Source organism: Xenorhabdus sp. NBAII XenSa04 (genome assembly GCF_963866145.1).
GTDB lineage: Bacteria > Pseudomonadota > Gammaproteobacteria > Enterobacterales > Enterobacteriaceae > Xenorhabdus > Xenorhabdus indica.
Genome location: NZ_CAWMEB010000258.1, coordinates 1 through 3,585, shown reverse-complemented (window position 1 = coordinate 3,585; position 3,585 = coordinate 1). Strand labels below are relative to the sequence as shown.

Sequence of the window (3,585 nt, the reverse complement as noted above, 5' to 3'; positions counted from 1 at the left end):
AATACATTTAAATGGCTGGATGATGGAATGCAAAACGGGTTTTTGTTTTGTATTCCATCGTCAGCAGACAAGCCGCACAGCGGCGCGTCAGTGATTGTTATACGTCTCTGAGATTTCTTTTTTTGCCAGTTTAACTTTATCCTGTGTCATTTGGGTGATATTATTACACTAATATATCCCATTAGTTAAATGGTTTTTAATATGAAAGAGTTAGAGTTAATCGCACAAAAACTGATTGCACAAAACGAAAAAGAACAATGCCGGAAAAAAGAAGAAGACAAAGCATTAATCAGTAAACTCGTTGAAATCTATGACCAAAAATATGTTGCTGAGGCACTTCGGGCTATCAGTCATAGCGACTGGACTCGTGAAACCCTTAATCGCTGGTTAAATGGTAAAATGGTGCAAAAGCAATTAACTGAACTGGAAGTACAGATGCTCAATAGTTTGTTGCCATCACCGCCTGAACACCATCCAAATTACACTTTTCGTTTTATTGACCTGTTTGCTGGTATTGGTGGGATCAGAAAAGGATTTGAAGACATTGGCGGGCAGTGTGTGTTCACCAGCGAATGGAACAAGGATGCCGTTCGTACTTACAAAGCAAACTGGTATTGCGATCCTGAAGAGCATGTCTTTAATTCTGATATCAGGGATATAACTCTGAGTCATGATATTTCTGTCAGTGATCAAGAAGCATACCAAAATATAGATCGTGAAATTCCCAATCATGATGTATTACTGGCCGGTTTCCCTTGTCAGCCTTTTTCTCTTGCAGGAGTATCAAAGAAAAATTCATTAGGCCGTGCTCATGGCTTTGAATGTGAAACGCAGGGAACATTGTTTTTTGATGTAGCCCGGATCATTGCTGCTAAAAAACCGGCCATTTTCTTGCTGGAAAATGTGAAAAACCTGAAAAGCCATGATAAAGGGAAAACTTTTCGGGTTATTGTGCAGGCTTTGGACGAACTGGGATATTCAGTTGCAGATGTTGAACATAACGGGAAAGATGATCCAAAGATTATTGATGGTCAAAATTTCCTGCCACAACACCGTGAACGTATTGTTTTGGTTGGATTTCGGCGTGATCTTAATATCCACCAGGGATTTACCCTCAGAAACATGAATCAACTTTTTCCTGCACAAAGACCGATACTTAAAGAATTACTGGACGGTAATGTTGATAAAAAATATATCCTTACTCCTGCGTTATGGAAATATTTATACAACTACGCGAAAAAACATCAGGCAAAAGGAAATGGTTTTGGTTTTGGTCTGGTTTTCCCTGATAACCCGAATAGCGTTGCCCGCACTTTGTCCGCCCGTTACCATAAAGATGGCTCTGAAATACTTATCGACCGGGGCTGGAACAGGGAGCTTGGAGAGAGGGATTTTGACAATGAAGAAAACCAGAAAAACAGACCAAGAAGGCTGACACCTCGCGAGTGTGCGCGTTTGATGGGATTTGAATCACCGGGTGGCACAACTTTCCGCATTCCCGTATCGGATACTCAGGCCTATCGGCAATTTGGCAACTCTGTGATTGTTCCTGCTTTTGCTGCTGTAGCTCAGTTATTGGCACCTTATATTGCCAAAGCAATTGCGTTAAAAAACAGCAAAAAAGTGGCATAAGGTTTGATTATGGCTGATGTTCACCCTTCTGCAATTCGTAGCAAAAATATGAAAGCGATACGAAATTGTAATACAGCCATTGAAATAAAGCTGGCAGCGATCCTTGAAGATGCTGGCTTTCAGTTTCGGACACAGGTAAAAGAATTACCGGGTAAGCCTGATTTTGTGATCGATGAATATCGAAAAATCATTTTCACTCATGGGTGTTTCTGGCATTACCATGAGTGCTATCTGTTTAAAGTCCCGATGACCAGAACCGAATTTTGGATGAGCAAACTTGGGAAGAATGTATTACGGGATAAAGCTATTAATGAGAAGCTCAGGAGTGATGGCTGGCACGTTATGGTTATCTGGGAATGTGCTGTAAAAGGCAGATTCAGATTACCCGTTCAGGAATTATCTGAAAGAATAGAAGAGTGGATTTGTGCAGGCAGTGATTCTGTAGAAATTGATACTAAAGGGATACATAATAAAAATGTTTGAGCCGTTATCTGATCATTTCGAAGTCGCAGTTGCAAAATATCTTTCGGCTGTTGATGTTGATCCTAAAAAATCAAATCAACATGAGATTGGTGGATTGGTCAAAGCAGGATTTTCAGGATATCTTCCCATTCCCGAACGAGGGGAAAAAATATTTTTTAAGGCAACGCTGACTTATATTGCCGGAGAAGATAGCGAGCCGGTCATCTGTGAAGATCAATTAACGTGGTACGATACTCGTTATAACCAGCCAAACAGATCGGCTGAATATCGTATGTATTATAAAACGAATCCTGTTTCATCTTTGATGAATGAAGGTGATTTTTTTCTGATTATTAAACGTAATAATGGCGATTTGCTGCTTATTATAACTCCCCCGGGATCTTCAGTTGAATTACAGCTGAATACTTTATTTGGTCTGGGTAATATTGGTCATCATTTTTCCCAATCTTCGATTGAGGAAAAATCACTTATCCTTCCGGTCAGGATGTTATTTGAAGACCTGGGAATAGAACTTGAAGAACCTGAAAGTAAAAATGAAAATTTACTGGAAACATTATTAAGGCATTTTCCGGCTGGTTTTCCTAAGTCAAAAGAATTTTCTTTACTGGCAAGGGAAATGGCCTCAGGTGAACCAATAAATGAACCCGATAATACACTGATGCTATGGATGGAACAGGAAGAAAAATTATTTAAAACATATGAACGTTATGAGGTAGCGAAAAAATTATCGGAGGGATTTGGAGAAAACGGGAATGATGTTGATGAATTTATTCATTTCTCATTGAGTGTTCAGAACAGGCGAAAATCCCGTGCTGGTTTTGCCTTTGAAAATCACCTGAATCATCTTTTCTCATTGCATAATCTGCGATTTCAACAGGGTTCTGCCAAAAATATAACAGAGAATAAGTCTAAACCCGATTTTCTTTTTCCATGTTTTTCTGCTTATCACGATAAATCTTTTCCTCAGGAAAAGTTGCGATTGCTTGGCGCAAAAACGACATGTAAAGATCGCTGGAGACAAGTATTGGCTGAAGGAGACCGGGTGGCACGTAAGCATCTGATAACGATGCAGCCAGGGATAAGTGAACAACAGCTGGCAGAAATGAAGAGTAAATCGCTACAGTTAGTGGTACCTGAATCTGTTAAGTCATTCTATCCAGCATCCTATGCCAATGATTTACAGAATATTATGGAGTTCATTACTGAGATCAAGGAAATCCAAAGATTAACTCAATGACTTTGCAAACAGAAACTGTACTGCATTTATGTAATACCTTTTCTCTGAGGTGACCATTCAGGTGGTCACCATGCTCCGCACCTGTCATTCCACAAGGTGCTATAGTCATATTTTTCTTTTGCCACTCATTCTGCAGCCTATTGAAGATACTTTGATGGCACATTCACCACCTGAGTCATCCATTCAAACCAGTCACAGGCTTTACAGATACGGTTATTAACCCGGTGTGCAAA

General features: G+C 39.8%; 3 protein-coding genes. All 3 read left to right on the top strand.

Features of this window, described 5'->3' with window-relative positions; all coding sequences use genetic code 11:
- Nucleotides 1–201: 201 nt before the first annotated feature.
- From AAC147_RS09770 to AAC147_RS09760, 3 genes are read left to right on the top strand one after another with little or no spacing between them, the layout of a single operon-like run.
- A complete protein-coding gene (locus AAC147_RS09770) occupies nt 202–1,632 on the top strand; it encodes a DNA cytosine methyltransferase (RefSeq protein WP_047686460.1) in 1,431 nt (476 codons plus the stop codon).
- Nucleotides 1,633–1,641: 9 nt separating this feature from the next.
- Nucleotides 1,642–2,115 carry a very short patch repair endonuclease gene (locus tag AAC147_RS09765; RefSeq protein ID WP_047686458.1) on the top strand — a complete coding sequence of 158 codons (474 nt, stop codon included), beginning with the start codon at nt 1,642–1,644 and terminating at the stop codon, nt 2,113–2,115.
- Nucleotides 2,108–3,352, top strand: a complete 1,245-nt coding sequence (locus tag AAC147_RS09760) for a type II restriction endonuclease (protein ID WP_047686456.1) — start codon at nt 2,108–2,110, stop codon at nt 3,350–3,352. The genes AAC147_RS09765 and AAC147_RS09760 overlap by 8 nt, the downstream gene beginning before the upstream one ends.
- The last annotated feature ends 233 nt before the right edge of the window (nt 3,353–3,585 follow it).